We start from the raw sequence: 25,356 nt of genomic DNA, 5'->3' as shown, positions 1-25,356 counted from the left end.
AAATTTACTCAAAGACAGGACGTTCGGCCAAAATTTTGAGCCTCCCAATGGCCGAACTCAACTCATGATCTTTAGATAAATCTGACTCTTGAGTTGATTAATCCAATTAAGGTAAGCCTGGTTCTGCTTCATGGATAGAGCCATGTTGGAAAGTCTGTCGTAGTCCTCATCCAAACTTACCTTGTGAGGTGGAATCTGGTTCCGCAGATATACAATATGGTAGCCGTAAGATTTTCCGTAAGTAACTTTTTCAGGCAGACTGATCTCTCCGACTTTCAGCTTGTTTACCGTTGCAAGGAACGAAGGTTCCAATTGATCGATAGCGAGTGTCCCGAGGTCTCCCCCTAGATCCTTCGTATCCTTATCCTGAGAAAATTCACGCGCAAGCACGGCGAACTTGACACCTGCCATCGCATAAGCCCTTAATGAATCGAGCAAGACAATAACAGAATCGTCATCCGATTGCAGATGCGGTATTTGAATCAGGATGTGTCTGACATGCACCTGATCTCCGCGACGATCCAATAATTGTATTATATGGAAACCGAATTGTGTTTCGACAATATCTGAAATTTCACTGGGCTTCAGATCAAACACGGCGTGCTCAAATTCGGGAACGAACTGCCCGCGTTTAGCCCAGCCAAGATCACCTCCGGAGGAAGCGCTGCCGGGATCTTGTGAATACTTCTTTGCGAGGGCAGCGAAATCCGCACCGCTCCTCAGGGAATCCAAAAGGGACTTTGCGAGTGAATATGCTTGATCGCGTGCTTTCTCGCTCGGCTTGGGAACTATGAAAATATGGCTCAGGGTGACCTCCTCGGGAACTTGAGGAATGCTGTCTTTATAGGTGTCATAAAAATTACGCACATCGACAGCCGAGACTTTCATATCTCCAAATTTCTGCTGCTTCAGTTTTTCAACTATCAGCTGCTTTCGCATGTCGTCCTTGAATTCAGATCGAATTTTGTTGATAGACATTCCATAGACTTCTTCGACCTTTTGGTCGCTCCCCAGTTGCTTTTCTAAATTCTGAATCCTGGAATCGAGCTGCCGGGTCACCTCGTCATCAGTAACGGTCACGCTGTCCAAAATCGCTTGAGCCAGAATAAGCTTGTCGTCAACCAATGCTTCGAGAACCCTCTTTCGAAGCAGAGAGTCGTTAGGATCCAGTTTGCTTTGATAAGCCGTCAGCTGTACCTGGTAATCCAGCTCGGACTTCAAAATAATTTCATTACCTACCACAGCAACGATCCCGTCTAAAACGGGTTTGGTTTGCGCCCGAGCGATCCCGGCAGAAACAGCGATCAATAAGATCGCTTTAAAAATACTCTTCGAATTCATCATTCCTCAACATTCGTGTCTCTAATAGCAACACTCGGATCGATCTGAAAATTTCCGGCAGAACGAAGTGAATCTAACAGCAAATGGTAGCGTTGACGTCTCTTCTCGATCGTCAGCCGCTCTCTTATGTGCGGAGATGCATAGTCGATAGGAAGCAAATCTCCAACACCAAATTTCTTAATGACCTGCACGACGTAACTCAACGTATCAACCTGGATCGGGAACGATATCCTTCGAGTCTCGAGTGATTGGATAACGTTCCAAATTGCCGGATGGACACTGGATGATGTGATATACACGGAATCTTTCACATCGACGATAGCGTTGGTCGGTATATCGTTGAACACGTCGTTCCACGATGAGCCTGACACAAGCGCATTCCTGAAGGACACAGCGCGGCTTCTCTTGTCGAACGCGGCAAGATTCACGCAGACAATTTCATTGTTCGCCCGAAGCTCGTCGCGGTGAGAATTGTAATAATTGGAAATCTCGTCCTCGCTTAATTGTATGGGAACTTCGTATACCTTCCTGTTAAGAAGCATCGTTATGGCAAGCTGCCGGGTATATTCCGCCACGCTTTCTTGAAACTCAGGCGCATTATCGAGTCCTTCCTTCTTTGCCGCATCAAACAAAAGCTGCTGACTGACCCAATTGGAAACGTAATTCCTGACTGCGTAGGCCGAGTTCGTATCCACGTGAGAAGCTATGTCTTTCACGTAAAGCGATGAATTATTAACAGATGCAAGACGGCGTCCGTTTTCCTGATGACGGGAACATCCGGCCAACAAAATCGCCAGCCCAATCATCAGGCGAACTGCCATCCTGTCATTTTCCTGCCAGAAGTTCACGGAACGTCTTGTCATCGATTTGAACGCCGAATCGCTTCCTCAAGCTTTCGATCCATTCTTTTTGAACTTCCTTAGATTCGGCTTCTTGATAGTCTGCAGATACCTCCGGACGCGCTTCCTCGAAAGTCTTCGGTCCGGATGGGACAAACTTGTTGACCCTAATTATCGAGTAGCCGTTTTCAAAGTTGATCGGCTTACCGAATTCTCCTTCCTTCATTTTCATTGCCGCCATGGAGAGAGCGTTCGTGGAATCGGCAACCAATCCCCAATGTCCGTCCTTCTCGACCATCCCCTGCCGCTTCGTATACTTCACCGCGAGCGAATCGAAATCTCCGCCAGCTTTCAACGAATCGTAAATGAAATTGGCAAGACTGTCGGTTAATACCTGAATCTCGCTGAGGTCGATTCGATTGGGCCAATAGTATTTGTTAATGTGATCAAAATAGTACGGCTTCAGGACGCTGTCGGTTGAAGCCACTTTTCCCCAAACGTTCTTCTGCTCAACCTGATAAATTAGAATCCCATTTTCATATTGGGCGATAAGCGAATCGAAGTCCGGATAAGTCTCCGCTTTTAAATCGGCGTAATAAGTAATGATCATTTGTTTAGCAGATTCATCCACGAGCGAACTCAGATTCTGCCAGTTCAGGAGCGTTTGAGGAGCCTGTATGTTCCCTGACTTCACCAGCGACAGGACAGTATCGATTGTGCCGGCGGAATTGTCGAATGTGAACAATGCTTTTTGCCGTTCTGCGGGCGTCAGAAGCGAATCAAAATTGTTTCCATCAAATTGTTTGGCAGAATCTATTTTGCTATAAAGGAACTTCAGCGTTTCGCCATCCGGTTTGTAATTGTACTTGGCTTTGAGTTGATCTATGAACGCCGAAAAATCCAGTTTGTATCCTCCGTTCAGATAAGCTTCGCGTATTTTATCTTTCACCTCGGCAAATTGAGGCAGCGGTTTTATGTCCGTCAACTTAATTATATGGTAACCGAATCTCGTTCTCACAGGACCGGCAACTTCACCAACCTTCATGCTGAATGCCGCCTGATCGAATTGCCTGACCATCATGCCGCGCGAGAAGAATCCGAGGTCGCCTCCCTTTGCTGCCGAATATTTATCGGAAGAATTGTCCGATGCTAATTTGCCGAAGTCCACTCCTTGTTTTACGGAATCCATAATTGCGACCGCCTCGTTGAATGCTTTCAGTGTATCCGCTGGAGTAGATCCGGATATGGGAATGAGGATGTGACTTGCGCGCACGCTCTCGACCCGTGGTCTCCGTTCCAACAATTTGACGATGATGTAGCCGTAGGCCGTCTGTACAGGAACCGGTCCAACATCGCCTGGATTAAGCGTGAACAACATGTCTTCAAATTCTCTTCCACCGACATATTGCAGAAATGTACCGGCAGTAACATAATAAGTGTCTCCGCCGCGATATTTCTTCATCATGGAATCTATCGGAGTTCCCGCTTTGAGTTCCTTGATTACCTCGAGCGCTTGGTTGTGGGCTTTCGCGGTATCGCCGGCAAAAGGTATAAACACCTGTTCGGCCCGTGCCTCGTATTTCTGCCGGTCGTAAATCTTCTGCACCATCGGCAAAGTAATCTCTCGTTCCATGACATAACTCACCGCGAGCTGGTCCCTGTAACCTTTCAGCTCAGCCTTCACCTCCGGATCGACCTGAATGCGCTCCTCTTCTGCATCGAGGAGTTTCAGGTGGTAATCCACAAGAAGATCGAGAAACTTTTCCTTGCTCTCGGTCGATGCTATCGAGTCGGAACCGCCGAGATAATTCTTCGAATATTGCTGCTTGAATTCGCCGTAAGTAATTTTCTTGCTTCCGACTACGGCAATTACTTTGTCATCGATATTCGAACTGGCCGCACAGCCTGCCGCAACGATGCTCAGTAACAAAAAATAAAAAGAATGCTTAAGTGACATTCAGGATACCTCCAATTTGATTTAAAACGCAGATTAAATCATAAAGAACCGGTCTCTGAAAATCAAGGTAAACATCGGTGCGACGGTGACTCCTTGTGACTCGAGCTTCAGTTAAAGATTGCAATTTGTTTTTCCGTTCTTTATTTTTGTTAGCCTTTTATGCGGGTGAAAAGAATTTTCATAAAGAATTGCCTTAGGGGCAAAGCGTCCATATGATCGCATTCGTGCTGGGTATGATCATAGGCATTGTCATTTCCATACCGGTCGGTCCGATCAACGTCACTGTTATCTCAAAAGGATTCAAACAGGGTTTCAGTAATGCTTTTGCAGTCGGGTTGGGTGCATCGGCTATGGACTTTTTTTACTGTGCCGCTGCCATGCTGGGCCTCTCCGCATTTGTTCACAAGTTTACAGTAAACATAATTTTTCAAGTTATCGGCTTCATCCTTCTTCTCTATCTCGGGATAAGAGATGTGGCGACAAAAGTTGAGAGTTTCCGTTATGAAAATCTGGTCCCGAAAAATGGCAGGTTCCACAGCGCATTCTTGGTAGGAGTTTTCATGTACGTGTCCAATCCTACACTTGTCGCATTCTGGATAACTCTCAGCGGTATAATCCAATCCCAGGAATCGATTATCGGAAATATCGGTGATGGAATCCTCTTCGCATTGGGAGTAGGATCGGGAACAGCGCTCTGGTATTATTCGCTCCTGAAAGCGATATTTTGGAAGCGAGATTCTTTCAAAGCCGAGACGCTTACATTGCTTTCTAAAGTTTCCGGCATTATTATGTTGGTGTTTAGCGGTTATATTGGTTACGAGTTGCTGGCTCACTTCTTGAAATACGGTATCAGCTAAATTGAAGCGTCATGAATCGCTTCGGGGACTGTGGTCCAGCAGACTGGTCGTTGTGCTTTTCTTAAAGATTGTTTGCGAATAATACTCGAAGATGCTAACGTGTCACAAGTGCGCGTAAAATTTTCTAAGTCATGGCAAAATATACGACCTCTCAGAAACATAGAGGTCGCCAGCAGTTTGCTGACCATTCATCGCGAAACAAATGACGACAATTCCAATAAGAAGATATTCTGCGCCTCGTTCGAATCGCCCATCGGCGTCATTTATATTGCTTCGACTGAAAAAGGCTTGTGCAAGATAGCCATCCCGAGAGATTCGAAATCCAGTTTCTTTGGATGGATCAATTCAAATTTTCAAACGGATGAAATCGTCGACGACAGGAAAAAGAACTCCTCCGCGATCCGCCAACTAAACGAGTACTTCATCGGCAAGCGCTCTAAGTTCGAGCTTGATATAGATTTGATCGGAACGCCATTTCAGCAAAAGATTTGGACGGAGGTTGCCAAGACCCCGTATGGCACTACGACGACCTACAAACAAATTGCGAAAAGAGTTCACACCAGAGGTTACAGGTCAGTTGGAGCCTCAGTAAGCAAAAACCCTCTCCCGATCGTGATACCCTGCCACCGGGTCGTCGGTTCCAACAGCAAACTTATCGGTTACGCAGGCGGGATCAAATTGAAAGAGTACCTCCTCAGGCTTGAAGGAATTATCATAGTATAGTTCGGTGTGCATCGAGTATTCTCTAATGATGCCATCTCGTCTACAGAGTCCCAAAAAATCCTATTGAAGTTTCTTGCTGTCAATTTTCCCCTTAAATGCGAGTCCGAGCGCTGATCTGAATCTCGCGGCTGTCTAATAGTCCATCAGAGAAAATATTCTTACAAATCACTCTCGATATGCTATTGAATTTTGATTGAGATTTAGTTATTAAGCACCAATGGAAATGAGTAATCAAACGCGGGCGCCTCAAATCAGCGGCACAAACGTAGTCGGTGAATGGATAGAAGTAGATTATTCTAGGAATCTCATCAGCGCTGTGCTGTTCTTTGAGCCCGTTTCCGGGAATTCTTCCGAAGCCGTAGAGTTGGTCCAGCGGATAGCCCGGCGATACGAAAAACTTCCCGTAGGATTTTGGTTCATCATGGAACCGCGGTTGTCTTGCATGTTCCGCGGAAACACTGCTCAACTCACCCTGCAGAGATTCAATCTGATGAAGAATTCGATTTTTGACGGAAACGGCATGATGGAACATCAAGCAAGGATCAAAGCGGTTCCCGCCCTTTTTGTTGTCGATTCAAATTCATTTCTAAAATTGCAGTGCGAAGGTGAAATCAGCTTCAGAGAATTTGAGCGCACGATTCAAGCACGTCTTGCCGCATCAGGGTACAGAGAGGATCTGCCGGCTATCGGTGAGTTGGATTACGATTTCCCGCATCCAGTCAGCTATACGATGAAACAGATGGGATATGTCACCGGCGACTACCTGTTCAGTAGCTTGGTTACCCCGGAGACCGATCAGCAGTTTTCTCTTCCCGACTTCTATCTCCCGAATACAATTTATCCGTGCGGGTCGTGGTTCGTCGGTCGAGATTTTATCGAGGGTAAATCGGGAAGCACGGTTTACATCAGCTGCCTGAAAGACGAGTCCGTCAACGTTTTTTTCGGCTCGGAAGAAGGAGCATCCGTTCGAGTTCATACTTCAATGGAATCCACGCATCACTTGGTTCTCGGTAAAGACATAACGAAGAACAGGAGCATTCTCGAATTGAAGGTGAATGAGTTCCGACCTTATGAAATACTTTCCCTGACCGGCGACAGCGATGTACTCATCAGCTTGCAGGTCTCCGCGGGCTCATTGAAATTATATTGCGTGGAATACCGTCATTGCAACCAAGTCACTAAGGCCGTCTTTTAGAAGCCGCATCACACACCTCGGCACTTCAAACCATCATTCCGCTGATTTATATTGACATCCCGAGTGATCCGCAAGCCGATACTGTTAGGCTACCGGACCGAAACGCGAACACGCCGTTCCGCGCGGCATTGCCCTTTCAGCGCAGGAAGGTTAGATTATTCGTAACAATCACAAGAAAACAAAATCATGGAAACAAAATTAGTTGAATCAATCAAGGCGAAAGCGAAGGCATTGAACCGCCGGGTCGTGCTGCCGGACGCGACGGATGAGCGCGCGATACTCGCGGCACGAAAAATCACTGACCAAACGATCGCAAACATTTTCCTTATCGGGAATGAAAAAGAAATCCGCAAAAAAGCAGAGGACTCAGGAGCTCACCTTAACGGAATTGCAATCGTGGATCCTGAAAATCACGACAACGCGGAGCGATATGCAAGGACTTTTTATGAGATGAGAAAATCGAAAGGCATAACTCCGGAGCAGGCTGTTCAAACCATGAAGCATCCTCTCTTTTGGGGAGCCATGATGCTGAAGGATGGACTCGCCGATGGAAGCGTCGCAGGTTCCCTTTCGACAACAGGCGACGTACTTCGAGCAGGAATCCAGGTAATAGGAATGCAGGAAGGAATCTCTATCGTATCAAGTTTCTTCCTGATTGTGTTTCCAAATAAAGTCTATACGTTTGCCGACTGCGGCGTAGTCCCGAATCCTAATGCAGAACAGCTCGCCGACATTGCCATTACCACCGCAGGGAATCATCAAAAGCTTGTCGGTGAAGAACCGCGAGTTGCGATGCTTTCGTTCTCGACAAAAGGCAGCGCGAAACATGAGCTGGTCGACAAGGTGGTGCAGGCCACCGAGATTGCGCGCAAGAAAGCGGCGCATTTGAAGATAGACGGAGAACTCCAGCTTGACGCCGCGATCGTTCCGGACGTAGCGAAGCGCAAAGCTCCGGCGAGCTCCGTCGCGGGCGAGGCCAACGTACTCATATTTCCCGACTTGAACGCAGGAAACATCGGTTACAAGATGGCACAGCGCATGGGCGGTGCGGATGCACTCGGGCCGATTGTACAGGGATTAAAGAAACCGGCTTTCGATCTTTCACGCGGATGCAGCGTTCAGGATATAGTAGACGTTGTTGCGATAAACTGCGTCATGGGTGTGTGAAAACCCAAGAGGGTTGCATTCGACAGAATCGCCCGGATTATCCGGAAGAATTAGGTTTGCATACATTAGTTAATCGCAATCGATCAATGAAAATCGAAATCTGGGCTTAGTCAAGACTGAGCACATATTCTACGGGATGAATCTGTGTTTTCAGTGTGCTATCTTCACTTTTCAAGAGTTCTCCCGACGGCAGCTTTCATTCAGGAGTGACTCAAAATCTCTAAATTCAAATGACAAGAGAAATCGTAATAGGCAAAATCAAAATCGGAAATGGTAATCCGCTCGTGATTATCGCAGGTCCTTGCGTCGTCGAAAGCCGCGAGCTTGCACTGAAAGTAGCGGCCGAAGCCAAACAGATTACCGGAAAACTTCGCTTGCCCTACATTTATAAATCGAGTTACAAGAAAGCGAATCGCACAAGCGGCAAATCTTTTGCGGGAATTGGAATGGACGAAGCGTTGAAAATTCTCGAAGAGGTGAGAAGAGAATTTGAGCTCCCGATTTTGACGGACGTGCATTCTGAAACTGAAATTGATGCGGCGGCAGAAGTCGCCGATGTTCTGCAGATCCCGGCCTTTCTTTGCAGGCAAACCGAGCTCCTTCAGGCAGCCGGGAAAACCGGCAAGGGAGTCAACATAAAAAAAGGCCAGTTCATGGCACCGGAAGACATGAAGCTGCAGGCTGACAAAGTTGCGGCGACCGGAAATTCCAAAGTGATGCTTACAGAGCGCGGCGCAAGCTTCGGTTATCACAACCTTGTTGTCGACATGAGGTCTCTGGTCATAATGCGCGACAGCGGCTTCCCTGTCATTCTGGATGCGACTCATTCAGTTCAGTTGCCGGGCGCAGAGAAAGACAAAACGGGCGGCCAACCCGAATATATTTTCCCAATCGCTCGCGCCGGAGTTGCAGTTGGAATTGACGGGCTCTTTCTTGAAACCCATCCTGAACCGAGGAAGGCATTAAGTGATGCCTCCACGCAACTCCCGTTTGAGTCATTCGAGCCGCTGCTCACTCAGGTGAAGAAGATCGACATGCTGAGACGAGAACTGTGAACGGAATGACGAAAACTGTCTCGAAGAAGTTGCCGTGTAGAGATGGCGAGACGGCGGAGGGATCGTACAAATGACAAAACTACAATCACTCCTTCCGAAGCTGAAAAAAATCAAAGCAATTTTTCTGGACGTCGACGGAGTCCTTACCGATGGAACCATAATTTACGGACCCGACGGCATCGAAATGAAAATATTCGACTCGCAGGACGGCTTCGGGATCACAAATGCGACGAACAGCGGAATCAGAGTCGGAATAATTACCGGGCGGCAATCCGAGGTCGTTAAGCGGCGCGCCATGGAACTCGGCGTTGTCGATCTATATCAGGGATCAATCGACAAGATAACTCCATTCGAGGAGATCAAGAAAATCTATTCGCTTGAATCATCAGAGATCGCATACGTTGGCGACGACATCCTTGACCTTCCGCTCCTTCGCAAAGTCGGATTCAGCGCTGCGCCGGCAAATGCGGTCAGAGAAGTGCGGACGAAAGTCGATTACGTCAGCAAGTCGCGCGGCGGACAAGGTGCCGTCCGGGAAATAATCGATCTAATCTTAAAGGCGCAGAAGAAGATATGAATTCTCCGATGGATGCTATTAAAAAAGGAAAAGAAGTAGTCAGAATAGAAGCCGAAGCGATTCGCGCGCTCGAAAATAAAATAGATGAAGCCTTTGCGGGGGTCGTCGATTTGATTTCGAAAATAAACGGCCGCGTTGTCATCACCGGCATGGGAAAATCGGGCCTCATCGCGCGGAAGATCGTGGCGACTATGAATTCGACCGGAACGCCGGCCATTTACATGCATCCAAGCGACGCAGTCCATGGCGATTTGGGAATGGTGAGACCGGAGGATGTCGTCGTATGCATTTCGAAGAGCGGAGACACGGAAGAAATCCTACAGCTCGTTCCATTGTTCAAGCGAATCGGAGTTCCAATTATCTCGATCATCGGCAACAAGGTGTCCAAGCTGGGAAGAGAAAGCGATTTCGTTCTCGATGCAAGTGTTGAACAAGAAGCATGCCCGTACGATCTGGCACCCACTGCCTCGACGACGGCAGCGCTCGTCATCGGCGACGCACTCGCAATCGCACTGCTGGATCGCAAGAATTTTACCGAAGAAGAATTCGCTATGTTCCATCCCGGCGGAAACCTCGGCAAGCGGCTTTTCCTGCGACTGGAGGAACTGATGGTGAAAGGGAAAGACATCCCCAAGGTTGCCGTGTCGACATCTCTCAGGGAAACGATTCTTGTGATGACGTCGGGAAGATTGGGAGCCGCCTGTGTGGTTAATTCTGATAATCAGCTCGTCGGAATAATAACAGACGGCGACTTACGAAGGCTTCTGCAGAAGGATCTTGATTTTTCTCACTTGATTATCGACGACGTCATGACAAGAAATCCAAAATTTGTGAAACAAAATACACTCGCCGTTGCGGCTCTCGAACTGATGGAGAATTTTAATATCTCGCAGCTGGTAGTCGTGGACGATTTTCATAAACCGGCGGGCATGATCCATCTCCACGACCTTGTAAAAGCGGGACTTTCTTCCAAATCGGAATCATGAAAAAAATTCTCCCGGGAATTTTTGCTGTTTTTATTTTAGACGTATGCTGTCAGTTGCCGGCTATCGTCCTTACCGGCTGCGAAGAAAAATTGAAACCTACAGTGGTACCGATTTCCGGGAATCCTCCCGATCAGGAGAGCTGGAATTCGACGATACTTTTCACCGATAGCGGAATAACGAAAGGAGTTCTAAAAGCAGGACACGCCGTGGTATTCAACAATCAAAGCAAGACTTACCTCGGCGACAGTGTCCGCGTCGATTTTTTCGACGATCGCGGAGTCCACACGAGTTATCTCACTTCCGACAGCGGCATTGTGAATGACCAGACAAACGATCTCGAAGCGATCGGGAACGTATACGCCCATAACGACAGCGGGACGACTTTATGGACCCAGCAACTCTACTGGAACAACAGGACCCAAAAGGTTACTTCAGATGTTTTCGTGAGGATCGTCTCCCCGAAGGAGACCATACAAGGAATCGGTATGGAATCTGACCGCGATCTCAGGAATTACAAGATATTCAACGTCAGCGGGGAGGCAAAATCTGAAAAGTGAGTCTTACCTTCAGCGACAAAAAGGACGGGAAAGAAGTCACCGGTAGCAAGAATCTAGAAGCAGTAATTCGTACGCTGAGAATTCCCTGCATCTTCTTGATCGCCTCCCGCCTGCTCCCTCTCGTCGCGGCTAACGCACAGGAACAGACCGTTCGATTGATTCACGCAGACAGCCTCGTCGGCTACAGTCTAAACGGGGATAGCTACCGCGACCTGGTCGGTCATGTCGTAATGCAGCGAGGAAACACGACTCTGAATTGCGACCGAGCAGTTCAAAACATGACGCTGGATATCGTCGATCTTTACGGCAACGTGAGAGTGGAGGACGATACTCTGACGCTGCGAACAAAACACGGGACGTATTTCGGGAAAACAAGCACCGTTTCAAGCGATAGTGCGGTTTATCTAAACGACAGGCGCCGGACCCTGACCGCGGACAGAGGCAATTACAACACGGATACCAAGGTGGCACAGTTCTTCGGAGACGTTTTTGTCCGCGACTCAGCATCGCAATTGACGTCTGACCAGCTTATTTATTACCGGGAGGAAGAGAAGACATTTGCGGATGTAAACGTCAGGATAAAGAGTCTCGAAAACAATATTACGGTCCGCGGTTTCCATTTCGAAGATTACAGCAAAAGAAACTACAGCCTCATGACCGGAGAACCTCTTCTCGTACAAATCGATACGAGTTCGGACGGAAAAATCGACACGATGATGATTACCTCGTTGATCATGGAAGCTTACCGTGACAGTGCAAACGAGCGGTTCATCGCGAAGGACAGCGTGCAGATAATTCGGGGCTCGCTTTCCGCGCACTGTGGTTATGGAATTTATTTTTCCAAGGACAGCATGGTTGTCCTGGAGAAGGAGCCTGTCGTCTGGCACGAAGATAATCAGCTTACCGGCGACAGCATAACGGTTTACATCCGCGACAAGAAAATTGATCATGTTGTTGTCGACGGCGCGGCGTTCGCTGTGTCGCAGAGCGATTCCATTTTCGCCGACAGATACAACCAGCTCAAAGGCAAAAAACTGACAATGTATCTGAACGACAGGAAGGTGGACCATATCATCGTTGAAAATAACGCAACCAGTTTGTATTATCTTTACGACAAAAATAAACCTAACGGAGTTAACAGAGTCAGCGGTGACCGGGTCGTGATGTATTTCAAGGACGGAAAGATAGAGAGAATCGCGGTAATTAGCGGAGTCGAGGGGACATATTATCCGGAAAAACTTGTCAAGGGTGGAGTAGACTCTTATAACCTGGCGGGTTTTATCTACTACAGAAATCGTCCGGAAAAATCGGAGTTTCCGCGGGAGTGGACAAAAATTTCGCAGTTAGATAAATGAACGAGTCTTCAACTGCACAAATGGATTATACGCTCTCTGAAAGCAGCGTATTGCATTCGCGCGGTCTATATAAAAGGTATAAAAAAAGATACGTTGTGAATGACGTCTCAGTCGAAGTCCGTCAAGGTGAGGTTGTCGGTCTACTCGGACCGAACGGCGCCGGCAAGACGACAACTTTCTATATGATGGTCGGAATGGTTAAGCCAAACTCGGGAAACGTATTCATAGGCGTCACTCAGATCACGGGATTGCCGATGTACAAGAGGGCGCGCCTCGGAATCGGATATTTGCCGCAGGAGGCTTCTATTTTTCGGAAGATGACGGTTGAGGATAATATCATGGCTGTCCTCGAATACAGGAAATTAAATGGAACGGTAAGAAGGGATCAGGCCGACCGGCTTGTCGAAGAACTGGGACTTTCGAACATCCGCAAAACTCTCGGTTACGCTCTCAGCGGCGGCGAGCGAAGAAGAACCGAAATAGCCCGCGCGCTCGCATCCGATCCGAAGTTCATGCTCCTCGATGAACCTTTTGCCGGAATCGATCCTCTTGCGGTCGAAGACATAATGAAAATCGTGGTGAACCTGAAAAAGCGAGGGATCGGAGTTCTGATAACCGACCATAACGTCCACGAAACACTTTCTATCGTGGATCGTGCTTACTTATTGTTCGAAGGGAAAATATTAAAAGAGGGGACGTCAGAGTTCCTCGCAAACGATACGGAAGCTAGAAAGCTCTATCTCGGAGAGAATTTTAGACTGGACCGATACTGAGATCAGAAGACCGTGCCGCCAGCTTAAAAATGGACAGCGTCCCGTCCGATCCTCCGGTTATTTCAGCAAAAGCAATTTCTCTGTTGCAAACAGGTGTTCCGCATTTCGCAGAATAGCGAAATACACACCCGACGCTACCTTCCGTTTGTTCTCGTTCGTGCCATCCCATGTCAGTGAACCGGAATGAGAAAGCCCGTCGAAAGTTTTTATTAAAGCACCGGTGACTGAATAGACCTCGAGTCTTGAGATTGAATTGTCCGGGATATTGTACTGGATTCGACAGGAGGGGTTGAAAGGATTTGGATACGCAGCCAATTCAAATTTGTCCGGAGTTCTGTTTCTCTCGACAATATTCGTCGTTGCCGAAGTCTGCAAAACAAAATGGCAGATTGATGCCGCTTCAATCGGGTATGAAAACGCATTGTTGGATATATTTGTCACGCTGTCGAGCTCATGTATCTGCGAGCCATAACGGTTGAGCTCCCAGACTCTTCCTCCTGTGATTTGCTTTGATGACAGAATGGAAAAGCTGCCGGTTACACCTGTGTTGTAGTTCTTGTTTATCACTATCAGATGGATTTTGTTCTCATCGCTCTTTATCGACGCATAGATCGAGAAGTCTACGCTGTCGCTGGTTCGTGACGGGATATAATAATCACCGAACTTTGAGTCTTCGCCATCATAGTTCCTGTACATTTTGTATGCAGCTGAAATGAATTGAGATGGACCATTGAGCTGCCAGAATGTGGCGAGATAGACACCGTACTTCGCAAATATTCCAAGGACATCATCGGTTGCCAGCGCACCCGAGATGTCATTCTCACCGCCGTAGTTAATCTCAGTAAATGCTAATTTTGTTCCGGGATAATATCTGCCGATCGACTCCATTACTTTCGGAATGAGGGGTAGATACGATGGAAAATACTGAGCGATCCAGCTTTGCTCTTTGTAAGATGGATCCCACAGAGTCCGCGGGGCTTGAACTCTCGCCAGGTTATCAACGGTCGTCGTGGCGTTGGAGTTTACAATCCTGTTTCCGTCGCTTCCCTGCGCCTCAGGATACCAGTGCAGGTCGAGAACGTCGAGCAGTCTTTTGCCTGTGGAATCGCTCGCCCTTTTCATTTGATCCAGGTAGTAATCAAGGAACCATGAATATCCTTTTCCGGCGCTGACAGTACTCCAGTCGGGGGCACCTTGAAAAGACAAATAGCCGTTGAATCCGTAGGAGACAGGTCCGAATATCTCGGCGGAAGAATCAATCTTCTTCACAGCTCGTGACAGATTTACTGACCTGGAAATAATCTCCTGGCACGTCGGCTGCAAGGGATGAAGCCTCGGATGCGTTGAATTCCAAAGGTCGGGTTCATTATCTAACTCATAGCCGCGAATACCGGTGGGCGCGCTTGCAGTTCCGTATTTGCTCACCAAAAAGTTCACATATTCATCCATGAAAACAGTGTCATCGCCTGTATCGGGTTGAAGCGAAAGGTGAGATCCTTTTTGAAACGCCACATAAGCCCACCGCGAAGATGGAGCGGTCTCCGACGAATCAACCGTTCCATTCTTATCCTTCGCGACGAAACCTGCCATTTGAAGCGTGACGAGAGGATAAGAACCGATCTGATGAGCCTGATTATAAAATGCCTCGGTAACAATCGCGGGAATATTGGAACTGTCCGAAGGTATGTTAAATACTGATGTGAGATAGTCGTCGCTCGATTGAAACCAATCACTGCCTGCATTGGATGCGTTGTTTTCCCAGTTGTAGCCGGTAAGACGGTTCCCGCCGATTCGCATAGCGGTCCAGTTTTCTCCACCGGCTAACAGCTGATTTGTTCCATAGATGTACGGACTGATCGGCTTTGCCGAATCGGCTGCCATCACAGTGAAGGAAACGTTCTGAGCAATGATATAAGTCGGAAGAAAGAAAAAGACCAGTATTGGTAAGAGATTTCTCATCGTTATCTCACAATCATTTATCGGCATCTCAAGCATTTTTACCAATATACTTTGATGAGGAAAACTAAAAAACTCATCGATGACTGAGTTAGAAATAATGAACGAGTCAGGCGATGGTGATGAAGCCTGAACAGGCAGCCTATTCGCGAAATCAGATCTTGCAACCTGTGGGTAATTTCTTCTGAATCTTCTTGCAGAATTAGACCTTAGTTGTTTATATTCAGACAGTGAAAAGCAGTAACGAAATACAACAATCCCTCTCCGACGCCCGACCAGTTTGGGCTAACTGGTTATACTCCTATTTCTATTTCCCCCAATGGGGGAATTGACTCTATTCACAGATATAATTGTATTTTGTCGTTAATCCAGAAAGAAAAATCTCTCTTAATCATAAATTTTCAATTAGAGTTTAATCTAAGGAGCATCTAACATGGTTGTGGTATTTGAAGAAGAAGCATCGGAAGCCGAGATCGAAAACGTAATAAAAGTTTTGAACGAGTTCGGCTTCGACGTCCATCGTTCGACAGGCGTTTCGAGAACTATACTTGGCGCAATCGGAGTAAAACCCGATTTCGACCACAGGCAGATCCAGGTTCTTCCGGGGGTCGACGAGGTATACCGTGTCACGGAGCCGTACAAACTCGCGAACAGGACATTCAAACCGGAAGGAACAGTCATCGAGATCAAAGGGGTAAAGATCGGCGGGAACGAGGTGGTGGTCATGGCTGGACCATGCGCGGTTGAAAATGAGAATCAACTTTTCACGATAGCGGATAATGTCGCAAAGAACGGAGCAAAGATTCTTCGCGGCGGCGCATTCAAGCCGAGAACTTCCCCCTATTCGTTTCAGGGATTGGGCGAAGACGGACTGAAGCTGCTGAGGAAGGCAGGAGACAAATTCAACCTCCTGGTGATCACCGAAGTCATGGATACAAGCCAGATTGATATAGTGGCACAATATGCCGACATTCTTCAGGTCGGCGCGCGCAACATGCAGAATTTCTTTCTGTTGAAAGAGATCGGGAAAATATCCAAACCGGTCATGCTGAAGCGCGGGCTCGCCGCAACTGTCGAAGAATGGCTTATGGCAGCTGAATACATACTTGCGGGAGGAAACAGGAACGTTATGTTGTGTGAGCGCGGGATACGGACATTCGAGAATTCCACGAGGAATACACTCGACATTAACGCGATTCCTGTCGTACACAAAAAGAGTCATCTCCCGGTAATTGTCGATCCGTCCCATGCAACCGGCATTCGTGAAAAGGTCGTACCGGTCGCAAGAGCTGCCGTCGCTGTGGGTGCCGACGGGATTATGGTCGAAGTTCACAACGATCCGGCAAAGGCGCTCTCCGACGGCCCGCAATCTCTCTTCCCTGACCAGTTCATTCAAATGATGAAGGAAATCAGACTGATCGCTGAAGCTATCGGAAGGAAAGTCGCTTAACAATGGGCAGATGAAACAAAACAATGGCTGAACACGAGATCACTTCGCCAAGCACCTTTCTCAAACAGGTCGGAGTAACTGAAGTTGGATGAATTTGAGAATTTTAATTCGCTGAAGAAGATAGGTGTGATCGGTTGCGGAATGATCGGCGGCTCGATTGCGCTGTCGCTCGCCAAAAGCGGTCACCGTGTCTTTGTGCTCGATCTGCCCCAGAATGAGAAGTCGATTTTGAAACATATACCCTTTGTGACAGTATCGAAAAGTGTCTCCGACATATGCAGCGAAGGCCCCGAGGTAATTTTTATTTGCGTCCCCTCAGATAAAACAGTTGAAGTTATCAAAGAAGTCGCGGCCGTTGCACATGATGGCACAATAATTACGGATGTTGCGGGCGTGAAAAAACCTGTCATGGATGCAGCAAAAGAATGCATTCCAAAGAACATCGTTTTTGTGGGCGGACATCCCATGGCAGGTTCCGAAAAATCCGGTGTCGAAGCCGCGCAGCCTTTTCTTTTCCAGAATGCCGTTTATGTCCTCAGCCCGCTGAGAAATTATCCGGAAGAAACAATATCGTCTCTGCTCGAATCCATCCAACAGCTTGGCGCCAGGATATTGTTCATGGATTCGGCAAAACACGACAAGATCGCCGCGGCCACAAGCCACCTGCCGCAGCTCATTGCCGTAGAACTCGTGGATCTGATAAATGGACTTTCGAAGCGTGACGAGAACTTCAACACGCTCGCTGCCGGCGGTTTTAGAGATATGACGAGGATTGCTTCGAGCGACTTCGCCGTGTGGAAAGACGTGATCGCTTCAAACAGAGCCAACATAGATGATATCATCGATGTTTTTGTTAAGAGGCTCTCCGATCTACGTGTCTCCATCACTCAGGGGAAGCTTAAAGAAGTGGAGCGCGAATTTGAAAACGCCAAATATGGCCGTTCACAAATTCGTAAAGGCGGGAAAGGATTCTTGCATCCCCTCTATGACCTTTACGTGGTTGTTGAAGACAAAGTCGGAGTTCTCAAAGAAATTACTACAACGCTCGCCGATTCAAGCATAAACATAAAGGATATCGAGCTTCTGAAAGTACGAGAAGGTACAGGCGGGATGTTCAGACTCTCATTCGACACGGAACAGATCATGGATCACGCCGCACAAATGCTTGAACGGGAGGGTTTTCAAATTTTGCGGAAAGAATACGAAGGTTAGGAAAATCGGCGGCCTTTAATCTCAGATAGAATTTTCTATTCCTCTTCTTCTTCAATTTTCGTATCGACTCCGCCGACTTCGTTTACCCTGATTTTGATTCCATCCAGCGTCACCGCAAACAACGAGCCTTCATCAGTAGAAAATATTTTCTGGAAATCCTCGGGCTCAAAGAAATCAAAAAAGCGTTTTGCGTATTCGTCCAATTTCCTTATGTAATACTGCGTATTGTAATCTCTTCTGGTTTCGTCATTCTTGTCTCGAAGGGAACCGCCAGGATCGTAGATCCTTGCGTTCATAAACGATGGCTGATGCGGATCGCTGCCGACAATATAGTAGGTAACTCGCTCGCCCGCTCTCAGACTTAAGCCTGCAGCTATCGCCGCCTCAAAACTTGCACTCCGATTTCTGCGGTTCGCTCTCACCGCCGCTTCGTATTCTTCGGTGGATTCTCTAACCGTTTCAGTTCTGGCAATGTTCCCGGTAGGAAGTTCGCGACTGAGGATTTTATGGGAGTAGCCGACATAAAGGTCATGAAGTGCCTTAACATTTTCATGCAGCAAATACTCAATCGCTTTTTGTATGAAATCACGGCCGAATCGTTCCATGCTCCTCGATATTAATGAAGAACCCCGGACTTTTATTTTCCCGTCAAAGCCGAGCAGTGCGTAATTCTTCTTCTTATAGCTGAGCATCTTTTCATATCTGCCATCCAGAGAGAGATTTATCCCCTGCGGCAAAGTACGAGACAACTTCGTGATAAATCCTCTTTCGTTTTCTTCTCCGACATGTTCACGCGGAGGCACGAAATATAATCCGTCGGTGTCGACCTCAAGAAGTACGGCACCTTCATTTGACAGCTGGCTGATCATTTGTCGAAGAATCTTCTGCCCCGTTTCGGTAACCATGTCGGCGGCTTTGTAATCATTAAAGATCCCGCGAGAATAACCAAGATACCCGTAAAATGAGTTGATCAAGATTTTCAGCGAGGATTGCATCGCGTCCAGCCTGAATCTTTTCATCGAGTCTAACTCTTCTCTCATCTCTTTTTTGGTATCCAGTCTTAATTTCGTCAGATGTTTTAAAGTCTTCTGAAATACTCCGAGCTCATCAGTCCCGGGTGAAATCTTATAACTTAGCATAATTGACGGATACAGCGATTCAACATCCGCGTGGACTACCGGACCGAAGAGGCCCTGCATGTACACATCGGTGTATCCGCCGCTTGTCTGCCTGCCGATTTGCGGCTTCGGTATTGAATGTTTTTTTCGCAGATACTCCCGAACAAATAACGATTCAATTTTTGCCGCTGAGCCGAGGCGGGGAATCTGCCCGTAGTTGTACGGCAGCATCTGAGAAACATAAAAACTCGTTTGCGATAAATGCTCGGCGATCATTCGGGTTTCTCTGACGTCGTCCAAGGCGTATCGTACCAGCGTGTCGGGATTCTTCAACCATGTTTCAGAAATCTTTGAGCCTTCGATGTAGGTTCTATCCTGCGAGGCGAAACCGAAATGCTTTGCGACATTCTTCAACCCGTAGCTTTCGAGTTCCCTTCTCGTCGAATCGTAACCCTGAACCAGCAGCCACGTGTCTATTATATGTCGTCCGGGAATTTCGATGTTGGAATACTCAATTTCTCTCTCCTGGAAATTCACCCGCGAAGTATAGACTTTCGGTTCCAACGAATCTCTCCCGATGTTCAGTTTAACGCCGCACATTTCGCATCGACGCAAAATGTACGGAAGATCGAAGTTGTAAATATTATGACCTTCTATGACATCCGGATCACGCCTCTTTATAATATCCACAAGTTCGTTCAACATGACGGATTCCCCCTTTTCGCGTCCGTCAATCACATACTCCCATCCGGAATTGTCCGACAGAGAAATAAGTATGATCCGGTCCTCAGGCCGCGCTGAGACTGAGAAGTTTGAAATCGAGAAGGTTTCTATGTCAAGCTGCATCCTTCTCAGTTCGGAGAATTCCATGTCTTTGAAGAGGGTGATCCCTGTTTGCATCAGGAACTGAAATATCGGATCCTGCTTCACGTAGATTTCTTCTATCTCCGAGAAATCAACGGAAGGTTCTTTTTGGCCATGATGCAAATTTTCCGCCGCCTTTCTCAGTGCGGAGCGCATGTCGGTCCATTTCTTAAAAATGCAAAGATACCTGTAATAATTATTTCCCGCCAGTTCGACTTCCCAGAACTTTTTCTCGAAGCCCTTGAGAAGAGAAATGTCGTTCACAAAGAAGAACGGGTAAAATTTGCGCTCCTCCGAAACCGCGACACCTCCTATCCTCTTTATGATTTTCATCGAAGCGTCACCCGTCTGGAATACCGAGACAACCTTCGATTCCGCATTGCGGCCAAAGATAATAGGATCAGTCATTTATTCTACGGAAAAAATTATCACATCGTGGACTTCCAAACAAATAATCTCGAACTAACTGTCGGAATCCCACCCTCATTGGGCGCGACCTAGGCGGAGGCTCAACTCCCCATTGCCCTGCAATCCCGAAGATAGGTCAAATAAATGACCCAGATGAAAAATAAGCCGTCGTTCCGTGTAATAAAAAATGGCGAACCTTCCGATCAAGATTCGCCATAGCATCATGTTAATTGTTGATGACTACCTCATATTTCGCATCCAAACCGGCCTGCCGGAATCATCGCGCAGCTTGATCGTTTTTCCGCCGGTCACAATTTGCGCAGCCAGAATCACGTCATTTCCGCGAAAGTTCATTTTTGAGCCGGTAACTTGAATCGCATCCCCTTTGTTAAATGAAATATTCTGACTATTGATGTAGAACGACGGACCGACCATGACCGGTATTGTCCCGCTCGTGTCCTTGACGGTTAGGCGGATCATGTAGCTATCTCCCCTCGGTGCAGCCTGGCTATCGACGGTTGCAATGGTCCCGGTTACGGTCGTGACAGTAGAAGTGTCATAAAACTGACGGCGCTGACCCATTCCTTGGGCAAAAAGCGTGCTGCTCGCCGCGATCATGGACAAAAATACTATTGCGATCTTCATAAGAATCCCTCCTGGTTTATTTTTTCATAATAGAAAATCAAAGAAGCTGTTTTTTTCTCCCGGTTGATTATTTCGCTGTAATTCGGGAGATGCCGCAAGACGGCAATTAAGATTTTAGACGCAGAAACCGTTCTGAGGATTCATGTTTTCTGAACAAAAACCTCAAAGGAAAGTTTCTTTTGAATAGAAGGGACTTGAAATAGGTTATTGATTTGATCTTCCAGCATTCAACGTCTCACCGTAATTTGACGTTGGTTTCGCATATACAACCCGACCTCCCATTATCGTTGCCACAATTTCATCCTCGAGAATTTCTCGCGGCGGAATTTGTCTGAAGTCCTTTCTGAAAATCGTAAAGTCCGCGTATTTCCCTACCGATATTGTTCCCTTTTCGTTTTCCTGAAATGCGCCGTAAGCGGGCCAAATCGTAAAGGCTTTCAACGCTTGTTCCATGGTCATCTCTTCCTCGGGGAAAAAACCTCCTCTGAAATCCGAGCTGTCGGCGGCGATATCGGAGGTAACCTGAAAATATTCTTTCACATCTTCATAATTCCGCGGTAACCCGAACAAGTCTTGTCTTGTGATTGCTGCATAAATTCCTAGACGCGGATCGGGGCTCTCGACGGGAAAATCCGAGCCCCCGATAATCACGTTCCCTCCTTTGAGAAGAGACTGCCAGGCGTAAGAATATTTTATTCGTTCGGGACCGAGTCTCATCTCCGCCCACGACATGTCGGAGGTGCAATGCGTCGGCTGCATCGATGGAATGACATTCAACTTTTTAAATCGCGCGATGTCTTCCTTCAGAAGTACCTGGGCATGTTCAACGCGTAACCTGGCGTCCGGAACCCGGGCAACTTTCAGGGCGGTTTCGTATGCGTTCAACACGATATGGTTCGCGCGATCACCGATGGCATGGGTACAAACCTGGAATCCATTTGACAAACACGCCACAGTTAAATTCTCTAGATCCTTTTCGCCTATTTCTGTCAGGCCGTAATTGCCAGGATCATCAGTGTAAGCTTGCACAAGCGCTGCTCCTCTAGACCCGAGCGCGCCATCCATATAAATTTTTACCGAACGCATTGTGAAAAAGCCTCTTTGATCTGCCAGCGGCCCTTGTTTTAATATCGCCGGCAGAGTCGAATCTGTGCCGAGGTACATCGCATAAACTCTAATCTTCAGTTTACCTTCGCTTGCGAGTCTCTCGTATACTCTCAAAGTCTGCGCATCAATTCCTGCGTCATGAACCTCCGTCAGTCCATAGCGTGCACAGGTATCAGATGCAAGAATAATAGCGTTCTCAATTTCAGCATCTGTCGGCGGCGGTATCTTTGAGGTGATCAATTCCATCGCTGCGTCGAGAAACACTCCTGTTGGTTCGCCATTTTGGTCTCTCAGGATTCGTCCGCCGATCGGATCGCTCGTTGCGCGTGTAACGCCCGCAAGCTCGATAACATTTTTGTTCACCCAGATTGCGTGTCCATCGACTCGCACAAGGAGGACGTAATTATTGGGCGCGGCCCGGTCGAGAATGCCGTGCGTCGGAAAATTTTTATCCTGCCATAATTCTTGATTCCAACCCCTGCCGCGAATCCATCTGCCCCTGACCGATTTCGCCGCCGCATCGTGCACCAGTTTGCCAACATCATCACTGGATCTCATATCCCTCAAATCAAGCGTTGTCAAACTAAAGCCCAATTCCGATACATGACCATGACCGTCGGTCAGCCCCGGGAGAACGAACGCACCTCTCAGATCTATTGTCGCCTTCCCCGTGAACCGGGACTCAATTTCATCTCTTGTCCCGACGGCGACAATCCGGCCGCCATTTACCGCGACCGCCTGCGCATCCTCCACCAGAGAATCGAGTGTACAAAAACTACCGTCTGTAAGTATGAGATCGACTTTCATTTTAGGTAAGGAACATGATGCAAATATCAAACATGCACAAACGACAGCGACAATTTTCAACCGTTCCATCTTCCTAATTACTGGTTCACTCAATTTACTAAGCCAGGATCCAAAGGTCAAAATTCAAGGTCTGAATTCAGGATTCCTTTGGCTTCTCTCAGAAGATCGCCTTGGGAAAATTTTGATTTCTCACTTTTATCCGACAAATTTTACTTTGACCACAAAAGGAAAATATCATGGATCACTCTCTAACCACAACTACATTTGAGCTTGAAGGCTACCGGATCGTCAAGCAGATCGGCGTCGTCCGCGGCATCGTTGTGCGCTCGAGGTCGCTTCTCGGTACGATCGGCGGATCGCTGCAAACAATATTCGGCGGCAACATAACCTTGTTCACCGAGCTCTGCGAAAAAACACGGAACGAGGCATTCGACATGATGACTAAACACGCAGAAGAATTAGGCGCGAATGCGGTGATCGGCGTAAGGTATGATGCAACCGAATTGATGAGCGGAGTCTCGGAAGTATTATGTTATGGAACGGCAGTAGTTGTCTCGCGGGCGTAATAAGACAGGAGAAACTGCGACTCACTTCGCAGCGAGTCGCAGCTGTTACATCCTAGAATGGTCTTGCGAATCGGATGCCAAAAGTGGGTGATGTGGCAATATCGGTCCTCCACGCAACGAAGACGCGGAAATTGCCGTCGTCACTCCCGACGCCGAAGCCATAATCTGATTTGAGATCTGAGGCGCTAACTACTTTCCATCCTTCCGCCATTCCGACGGACGACCCCGCATCTTTTACTTCACCCATGTCTCCAAACAGGATGAGGGTAAATGTATTTACCGGGAAGAATTCAGAATGTTTGAACATGCCGGGATTAAATAAGAATTCAAAGTTGAACAAAACCAGCCTGTTCCCCGAAAACTCCTTGTAGGAAAACGCATTCAGTGAATTGAAGCCTCCTATTTGATACAAACGCTGGAGCGGGAGATCTCCGGTAGAAGTCCCGGTTCTAAATCTCATATTCAACTGCAGGCCTGTGAAGAGCGGTTGGTAACGAACCGCATCCAACGTAATCATCCTGAAGTCGAATGCTCCGCTAAGAGTCGTCTCGCCACGTAGGTCAGCGACCCATCCTTGTTTCCTTGCGTCTCCGCCGCTATAGCTTCTATGCTCAACGTCAACGACAATGCTTCGCAACCAGCCGTCATCGATAGCCGGGTTATCACGGAAGACCTTATGTCCTCCGAAGAGAGACCACTTCGTCGTTTTCGACAGGGATGAATATTTGTCAACATCATAACTTAGGGTGACTCTCGAATTGACCTGATAGTATTGCGCGACGTGGAACGACGCACCCTGCCGGGAATAGTAGTCCATGAAATCCTCTCGCGCTATAATTGAATAGGCAAGATTCTCTTTAGGTCCAATTATCCAATAGTCTTTTGAATCGGTAAGTGAATGCGCCTCGAGGCCCGTCTCAAATCTGTTTTCGTTGCCGAACCATTTGTCCAATCCGAGCTGGTATCTCCAACGATGGAGATTGAATGCATAGCCTAGGAAACCATACGGCGAGGTATCGTCTGTTCCGTCCCAGAAATAATCCTTTTCAGCTCCAAGTCCTAGGAAAAGGCCGTCAACTCTGTTGTAATTCGCTGCGAGATGGTCGAACAAGAAATCATGATTCTGCCAAATATCCGGATGCTCTGTAAGTTTAAGTCTGTGCACGAACGTGTGTCTTTCCTCAAGATCGCTTCCCACCCGCTCTATGACATTCCCTGAAACCGAGGCGTCGTCACTGACGTGAGCTTTGCCGTTCACTACGATCACGTCTCCGTCCACCTTCGAACCGTTTCTGACAAACGCATCCCCGTTAACGACTATCATGCTTCCTCTGATTATCCCGTATATAAACGCGTCTCCGTTCAGCACCTCGACGTTGTCATTCATAACCTGGTCGTCACCCAGTGTGTAATCTCCATGTTCAGTATGGGCACTTTCGATTCCGTAAATGTTTGCAGCATCGCCTGCAAGCTGGGCGGCGGTACTGGTAAGATCCCGAATCTCATCGCCGATCTTTTCCAACAGATCAGACAGCTTCTTCAACTCCTCGCGATCCGCTTCCGTCAATTCCTTGGTGGTATCCGTGCGAGCCTTGAACAGATGGTAAGCCCGCTCGATCTGTTTGAGCTCGGTTCTCAACGAATCTATAAAACCACGTTGAACCGAATAGGTTGTATCCTGATTTCCCTTTTGGTTTGTGGGATTATTATTCTGTGCTCTGGAAACAGAGGCAGCAAAAATCATCGAGCATACGACAAAAAAAGTAAACAGCCATTTCATTTCACAAACTCCTTTCCAGAGAAAATCTACGAAACCGTAGCAAATAGTTACAGACTCACGA

The 25,356-nt window shown here is 47.5% G+C and carries 21 protein-coding genes; 13 read left to right on the top strand and 8 right to left on the bottom strand.

What is annotated here, in order from left to right:
- Positions 1-57: 57 nt before the first annotated feature.
- From VLX91_00570 to VLX91_00560, 3 genes are read right to left on the bottom strand one after another with little or no spacing between them, the layout of a single operon-like run.
- On the bottom strand, positions 58-1,341 hold the full coding sequence (locus tag VLX91_00570) for a peptidylprolyl isomerase (protein HUI28677.1): 1,284 nt from the start codon (positions 1,339-1,341) through the stop codon (positions 58-60).
- The gene (locus VLX91_00565) at positions 1,341-2,204 is read right to left on the bottom strand and encodes a peptidyl-prolyl cis-trans isomerase (protein HUI28676.1); all 864 of its coding nucleotides are present in this window, start codon (positions 2,202-2,204) and stop codon (positions 1,341-1,343) included. The genes VLX91_00570 and VLX91_00565 overlap by 1 nt, the downstream gene beginning before the upstream one ends.
- Entirely contained in the window at positions 2,167-4,137 is a 1,971-nt protein-coding gene (locus VLX91_00560) for a peptidylprolyl isomerase (protein HUI28675.1), read from the bottom strand. The genes VLX91_00565 and VLX91_00560 overlap by 38 nt, the downstream gene beginning before the upstream one ends.
- 212 nt (positions 4,138-4,349) lie before the next feature.
- On the opposite strand from VLX91_00560, the gene VLX91_00555 reads away from it, so the two are divergent.
- The 10 genes from VLX91_00555 to lptB all read left to right on the top strand — a co-directional run bounded on the left by VLX91_00555 (position 4,350) and on the right by lptB (position 13,382).
- Complete coding sequence (locus VLX91_00555; GenBank protein ID HUI28674.1) at positions 4,350-4,994, top strand: LysE family transporter; 645 nt, start codon at positions 4,350-4,352, stop codon at positions 4,992-4,994.
- Between the two features lie 72 nt (positions 4,995-5,066).
- Complete coding sequence (locus tag VLX91_00550; protein HUI28673.1) at positions 5,067-5,717, top strand: methylated-DNA--[protein]-cysteine S-methyltransferase; 651 nt, start codon at positions 5,067-5,069, stop codon at positions 5,715-5,717.
- Between the two features lie 223 nt (positions 5,718-5,940).
- A complete protein-coding gene (locus VLX91_00545; GenBank protein ID HUI28672.1) occupies positions 5,941-6,912 on the top strand; it encodes a hypothetical protein in 972 nt (323 codons plus the stop codon).
- Positions 6,913-7,098: 186 nt separating this feature from the next.
- Entirely contained in the window at positions 7,099-8,079 is a 981-nt protein-coding gene (gene pta, locus VLX91_00540; protein HUI28671.1) for a phosphate acetyltransferase, read from the top strand.
- Between the two features lie 230 nt (positions 8,080-8,309).
- The gene (gene kdsA, locus VLX91_00535; protein HUI28670.1) at positions 8,310-9,134 is read left to right on the top strand and encodes a 3-deoxy-8-phosphooctulonate synthase; all 825 of its coding nucleotides are present in this window, start codon (positions 8,310-8,312) and stop codon (positions 9,132-9,134) included.
- Between the two features lie 70 nt (positions 9,135-9,204).
- Positions 9,205-9,711 carry an HAD hydrolase family protein gene (locus VLX91_00530; protein ID HUI28669.1) on the top strand — a complete coding sequence of 169 codons (507 nt, stop codon included), beginning with the start codon at positions 9,205-9,207 and terminating at the stop codon, positions 9,709-9,711.
- Positions 9,708-10,697 carry a KpsF/GutQ family sugar-phosphate isomerase gene (locus VLX91_00525; GenBank protein ID HUI28668.1) on the top strand — a complete coding sequence of 330 codons (990 nt, stop codon included), beginning with the start codon at positions 9,708-9,710 and terminating at the stop codon, positions 10,695-10,697. The genes VLX91_00530 and VLX91_00525 overlap by 4 nt, the downstream gene beginning before the upstream one ends.
- On the top strand, positions 10,694-11,254 hold the full coding sequence (gene lptC, locus VLX91_00520; protein HUI28667.1) for an LPS export ABC transporter periplasmic protein LptC: 561 nt from the start codon (positions 10,694-10,696) through the stop codon (positions 11,252-11,254). The genes VLX91_00525 and lptC (VLX91_00520) overlap by 4 nt, the downstream gene beginning before the upstream one ends.
- Entirely contained in the window at positions 11,251-12,609 is a 1,359-nt protein-coding gene (lptC, locus tag VLX91_00515; protein ID HUI28666.1) for an LPS export ABC transporter periplasmic protein LptC, read from the top strand. The genes lptC (VLX91_00520) and lptC (VLX91_00515) overlap by 4 nt, the downstream gene beginning before the upstream one ends.
- Positions 12,606-13,382 (top strand): LPS export ABC transporter ATP-binding protein, encoded by a 777-nt coding sequence (lptB, locus tag VLX91_00510; protein HUI28665.1) that lies wholly within the window; start codon positions 12,606-12,608, stop codon positions 13,380-13,382. Before lptC (VLX91_00515) ends, lptB begins: the two co-directional genes overlap by 4 nt.
- A gap of 57 nt (positions 13,383-13,439) precedes the next feature.
- Here lptB and VLX91_00505 read toward each other — a convergent pair whose 3' ends face one another.
- Positions 13,440-15,341, bottom strand: coding sequence for a glycoside hydrolase family 44 protein (locus VLX91_00505; protein HUI28664.1), 1,902 nt, complete (start codon positions 15,339-15,341; stop codon positions 13,440-13,442).
- 430 nt (positions 15,342-15,771) lie between these two features.
- On the opposite strand from VLX91_00505, the gene aroF reads away from it, so the two are divergent.
- Positions 15,772-16,788, top strand: a complete 1,017-nt coding sequence (gene aroF / locus VLX91_00500; protein HUI28663.1) for a 3-deoxy-7-phosphoheptulonate synthase — start codon at positions 15,772-15,774, stop codon at positions 16,786-16,788.
- Positions 16,789-16,872: 84 nt separating this feature from the next.
- Positions 16,873-18,000, top strand: coding sequence for a prephenate dehydrogenase (locus tag VLX91_00495; GenBank protein ID HUI28662.1), 1,128 nt, complete (start codon positions 16,873-16,875; stop codon positions 17,998-18,000).
- Between the two features lie 35 nt (positions 18,001-18,035).
- On the opposite strand, the gene VLX91_00490 is transcribed toward VLX91_00495, so the two are convergent.
- The 3 genes from VLX91_00490 to VLX91_00480 form a co-directional block, all read right to left on the bottom strand.
- Complete coding sequence (locus tag VLX91_00490) at positions 18,036-20,390, bottom strand: DNA polymerase domain-containing protein (protein HUI28661.1); 2,355 nt, start codon at positions 20,388-20,390, stop codon at positions 18,036-18,038.
- Between the two features lie 240 nt (positions 20,391-20,630).
- Positions 20,631-21,035: a hypothetical protein gene (locus VLX91_00485; GenBank protein HUI28660.1), complete on the bottom strand. Its 405-nt coding sequence runs from the start codon at positions 21,033-21,035 to the stop codon at positions 20,631-20,633.
- A 204-nt stretch (positions 21,036-21,239) separates the two neighbouring features.
- Positions 21,240-22,949, bottom strand: coding sequence for an amidohydrolase (locus VLX91_00480; GenBank protein HUI28659.1), 1,710 nt, complete (start codon positions 22,947-22,949; stop codon positions 21,240-21,242).
- A gap of 236 nt (positions 22,950-23,185) precedes the next feature.
- On the opposite strand from VLX91_00480, the gene VLX91_00475 reads away from it, so the two are divergent.
- Positions 23,186-23,515, top strand: coding sequence for a YbjQ family protein (locus tag VLX91_00475; GenBank protein HUI28658.1), 330 nt, complete (start codon positions 23,186-23,188; stop codon positions 23,513-23,515).
- 52 nt (positions 23,516-23,567) lie between these two features.
- Here the strand turns inward: VLX91_00475 and VLX91_00470 are convergent, their stop codons facing one another.
- Positions 23,568-25,295: a BamA/TamA family outer membrane protein gene (locus VLX91_00470; GenBank protein ID HUI28657.1), complete on the bottom strand. Its 1,728-nt coding sequence runs from the start codon at positions 25,293-25,295 to the stop codon at positions 23,568-23,570.
- Positions 25,296-25,356: the final 61 nt, after the last annotated feature.

The sequence above is a fragment of the Candidatus Acidiferrales bacterium genome (assembly GCA_035515795.1).
Classification (GTDB): Bacteria; Bacteroidota; Ignavibacteria; order Kryptoniales; family JAKASW01; genus JAKASW01.
The sequence above is the reverse complement of the archived record's forward strand: the minus strand, read 5'-3'. Positions and strand labels throughout refer to the sequence as shown.

Coding starts and splice junctions, on each gene's coding strand:
- lptC (HUI28667.1), top strand. CDS start 10,694: ATGAAAAAAATTCTCCCGGGAATTTTTGCTGTTTTTATTTTAGACGTA.
- VLX91_00565 (HUI28676.1), bottom strand. CDS start 2,204: ATGACAAGACGTTCCGTGAACTTCTGGCAGGAAAATGACAGGATGGCA.
- VLX91_00570 (HUI28677.1), bottom strand. CDS start 1,341: ATGAATTCGAAGAGTATTTTTAAAGCGATCTTATTGATCGCTGTTTCT.
- lptB (HUI28665.1), top strand. CDS start 12,606: ATGAACGAGTCTTCAACTGCACAAATGGATTATACGCTCTCTGAAAGC.
- VLX91_00560 (HUI28675.1), bottom strand. CDS start 4,137: ATGTCACTTAAGCATTCTTTTTATTTTTTGTTACTGAGCATCGTTGCG.
- VLX91_00475 (HUI28658.1), top strand. CDS start 23,186: ATGGATCACTCTCTAACCACAACTACATTTGAGCTTGAAGGCTACCGG.
- pta (HUI28671.1), top strand. CDS start 7,099: ATGGAAACAAAATTAGTTGAATCAATCAAGGCGAAAGCGAAGGCATTG.
- VLX91_00525 (HUI28668.1), top strand. CDS start 9,708: ATGAATTCTCCGATGGATGCTATTAAAAAAGGAAAAGAAGTAGTCAGA.
- VLX91_00545 (HUI28672.1), top strand. CDS start 5,941: ATGAGTAATCAAACGCGGGCGCCTCAAATCAGCGGCACAAACGTAGTC.
- VLX91_00490 (HUI28661.1), bottom strand. CDS start 20,390: ATGACTGATCCTATTATCTTTGGCCGCAATGCGGAATCGAAGGTTGTC.
- kdsA (HUI28670.1), top strand. CDS start 8,310: ATGACAAGAGAAATCGTAATAGGCAAAATCAAAATCGGAAATGGTAAT.
- VLX91_00480 (HUI28659.1), bottom strand. CDS start 22,949: ATGAAAGTCGATCTCATACTTACAGACGGTAGTTTTTGTACACTCGAT.
- aroF (HUI28663.1), top strand. CDS start 15,772: ATGGTTGTGGTATTTGAAGAAGAAGCATCGGAAGCCGAGATCGAAAAC.
- VLX91_00555 (HUI28674.1), top strand. CDS start 4,350: ATGATCGCATTCGTGCTGGGTATGATCATAGGCATTGTCATTTCCATA.
- VLX91_00485 (HUI28660.1), bottom strand. CDS start 21,035: ATGAAGATCGCAATAGTATTTTTGTCCATGATCGCGGCGAGCAGCACG.
- VLX91_00530 (HUI28669.1), top strand. CDS start 9,205: ATGACAAAACTACAATCACTCCTTCCGAAGCTGAAAAAAATCAAAGCA.
- VLX91_00470 (HUI28657.1), bottom strand. CDS start 25,295: ATGAAATGGCTGTTTACTTTTTTTGTCGTATGCTCGATGATTTTTGCT.
- VLX91_00505 (HUI28664.1), bottom strand. CDS start 15,341: ATGAGAAATCTCTTACCAATACTGGTCTTTTTCTTTCTTCCGACTTAT.